The following is a 3,113-nucleotide window of genomic DNA, read 5'->3' as shown; positions in this document are numbered from 1 at the left end:
CAGCACGTGCGCAAGAACGTGGCTGCGAACCGCTTCGAGTCGGTCTGAGCTAACGGCCCATTGCACTGCCCCAGCCTTTCGGCGGGGTGGGCATTCTACCCTACTTTGCCTGGCCGGGTGAAACCCTGGTGCGTCGAGGTTGCCAGCCAGCGGCCGGCACTACCACGTTGCGGCAGGGGTCACCCCTGCCCCGCTACAATCGGTGCCATGCACGTCTACCTGCAACATCCCGACGCCGGTGCGCAGGCACCACGTTTCCTGCGCCTGAGCCTGCAGCCGGACCTGTTCGGCGGCTGGGAGCTGCTGCGCGAGAGCGGCCGCGTCGGCAGCCGCTCGCAGCTGCGGCGCGAGCTGTTCCTGCAGGCCGACGACGCCCGCCACGCCTTCGAGAAGGCCCGCGATGCCGAACTGCATCGCGGCTTCCAGATCCTTTCGCACGGCGACTGACGCCGCTGCTCCTCCCGTCCAAGGAATGCCCATCGTGACCAGCTCTCTCCGCAACGATCGCCTGCTGCGCGCCCTGCGCCGCGAACCGGTGGACTGCACCCCCGTCTGGCTGATGCGCCAGGCCGGCCGCTACCTGCCGGAATACCGCGCGACCCGGGCCAAGGCCGGTAGCTTCCTGGCCATGGCCAAGACCCCGGAGATCGCCTGCGAAGTCACCCTGCAGCCGCTGCGCCGGTTCCCCCTGGACGCAGCCATCCTGTTCTCGGACATCCTCACCATTCCCGATGCGATGGGCCTGGAGCTGTACTTCGTCGAAGGCGAAGGCCCGAAGTTCCGCCATCCGGTGCGTGATGAAGCGGCCATCGCCAAGCTGGCGGTGCCGGACATGGAGCAGGACCTGGGCTACGTGATGGATGCGGTACGCCTGATCCGCCGCGAGCTGGACGGCCAGGTGCCGCTGATCGGCTTCTCCGGCAGCCCCTGGACGCTGGCCTGCTACATGGTGGAAGGCGGCGGCAGCAAGGATTTCGCACGCATCAAGGCGATGGCGCTGAACCATCCGCAGGCGCTGCACCGCCTGCTGGAGGTCACCACCGAAGCGGTGATCGCCTACCTCGGTGCGCAACGCGCGGCCGGTGCGCAGGCGCTGCAGGTGTTCGACACCTGGGGTGGCGTGCTGTCCCCGGCGATGTACCGCGAGTTCTCGCTGCGTTACCTGCAGCGGATTGCACAGGGCCTGGATCGCGGCGAAGGCAGCGAGCGCACGCCGCTGATCCTGTTCGGCAAGGGCACCGGCCTGCACCTGGAAGCACTGTCGCAGACCGGCGCCGATGCACTTGGCCTGGACTGGACGCTGGACCTGGACGAAGCAATGCGCCGCACCGGTGGTCGCGTCGCGCTGCAGGGCAACCTCGACCCGACCACGCTGTACGCCTCGCCGGATGCGATCGCCACGGCCGCAGCGCGCGTGCTCGACACCTATGCCGCCGGCAACGGCGGCTCGCGCGAAGGCCATGTGTTCAACCTCGGCCACGGCATGTCGCCGGACATGGACCCGGCGCACGTGCAGGTCCTGGTCGACGCGGTGCACGCGCACAGCCAACGCTAAGCATTCCGCATGCCATCACGGCGCGATGTTGATCGCGCCGTGACCCGCAGTGCGCGATCATGGCGGCCCCCACGCTGCACCGGCCACACCCCATGTCCACATCGCCATCGACCTACAACCGCCAGCGTCCCCTGCTGTGGCTGGTGTCCCTGGCGATCTTCATGCAGATGCTGGACTCGACCATCGTCAACACGGCGTTGCCGGCGATGGCCGCCAGCCTGGGCGAGAGCCCGCTGCAGATGCAGTCGGTGGTGTTCAGCTATGCGCTGGCGGTCGCCACCTTCATTCCCGCCTCGGGCTGGATCGCCGACCGCTATGGCACCCGGCGCACCTTCCTGGTGGCGATCATCCTGTTCACCCTCGGCTCGCTGGCCTGCGCGTTGGCCCAGCACCTGCACCAGCTGGTCGGCGCGCGCGTGCTGCAGGGCATCGGCGGTGCGATGCTGCTGCCGGTCGGTCGGCTGGCGGTGATGCGCTCGGTGCCGCGCGAGGATTTCCTGCGCGCGATGAGCTTCATCGCCATCCCCGCGCTGGTCGGCCCGCTGATCGGCCCGACGCTGGGCGGCTGGCTGGTCGAGATCGCCTCATGGCACTGGGTGTTCCTGATCAACCTGCCGATCGGCGTGATCGGTTTCATCGCCGCGATGAAGATCATGCCCGACCATTACGCCAGCCATCGCACCCGTTTCGACCTGCGCGGCTACATCATGCTGGCCTTTGCGATGGTGGTGCTGTCGCTGGCCTTGGACGGCATCTCCGGACTCGGCACCCCACACGCGCTGGTGATGCTGATGACGGTCGCGGGCCTGGCTGCGCTGGTGGGCTACTGGCTGCATGCCGCCAATTCCACCGCACCCTTGTTCTCGCTGGCCCTGTTCCGCGTACCCAGCTACCGCATCGGCATCCTCGGCAACCTGTTCTCGCGCATCGGCAGCAGTGCCATGCCGATGCTGATCCCGCTGCTGCTGCAGGTCGGCCTCGGCCTCGGCCCGATGAACGCCGGCCTGATGATGGTGCCCGTAGCGGCGGCTGGCATGGTGTCGAAGAAACTGGCAGTGAAGCTGGTCGAACGTTACGGCTACCGCCGCGTGCTGATGACCAACACCGTGCTGGTGGGGCTGGCAATGGCCAGCTTCATCCTGATGACACCTGGCCAGCACCTGGCCTGGCGCCTGGTGCAGCTTGCGTTCTTCGGCGCGGTCAATTCACTGCAGTTCACCGTGATGAACACCGTGACGCTGCGCGACCTTGACCGCGAATTCGCCAGTTCCGGCAACAGCCTGCTGTCGATGGTGATGATGCTGGCCGCCGGTTTCGGCGCTGCGGCGGCCGGCAGCCTGCTGGCCGCGTTCGGCAATCACCTGGACAGCAACAGCGCGACCGCCGCGCTGCATGCCACATTCCTGTGCGTGGGCGCGATCACCCTGACCTCGACGATGATCTTCTGGCAGCTGCCTGACACCAAGCCCGAACCGCGGCAGGTCGAGCACGTCGCGGAGTGAGGGTGGTTCGGCAGGGCCTGCGGCCCTGCCCCCGCAGAGACCGAAGCAACAGCAAC

3 protein-coding genes are annotated in these 3,113 nt (G+C 67.7%); all 3 read left to right on the top strand.

Features of this window, described 5'->3' with window-relative positions:
- Positions 1–207 precede the first annotated feature (207 nt).
- Positions 208–447 (top strand): WGR domain-containing protein, encoded by a 240-nt coding sequence (locus ABGA94_RS21340; protein WP_053498927.1) that lies wholly within the window; start codon positions 208–210, stop codon positions 445–447.
- A gap of 25 nt (positions 448–472) precedes the next feature.
- Complete coding sequence (gene hemE, locus ABGA94_RS21335; RefSeq protein WP_329888607.1) at positions 473–1,555, top strand: uroporphyrinogen decarboxylase; 1,083 nt, start codon at positions 473–475, stop codon at positions 1,553–1,555.
- A gap of 92 nt (positions 1,556–1,647) precedes the next feature.
- Positions 1,648–3,057, top strand: coding sequence for a multidrug transporter subunit MdtD (gene mdtD, locus ABGA94_RS21330; RefSeq protein ID WP_005418383.1), 1,410 nt, complete (start codon positions 1,648–1,650; stop codon positions 3,055–3,057).
- Positions 3,058–3,113 lie beyond the last annotated feature (56 nt).

Source organism: Stenotrophomonas sp. 3diitr2024, assembly GCF_042136455.1.
Classification (GTDB): domain Bacteria; phylum Pseudomonadota; class Gammaproteobacteria; order Xanthomonadales; family Xanthomonadaceae; genus Stenotrophomonas; species Stenotrophomonas sepilia.
The sequence above is the reverse complement of the archived record's forward strand: the minus strand, read 5'-3'. Positions and strand labels throughout refer to the sequence as shown.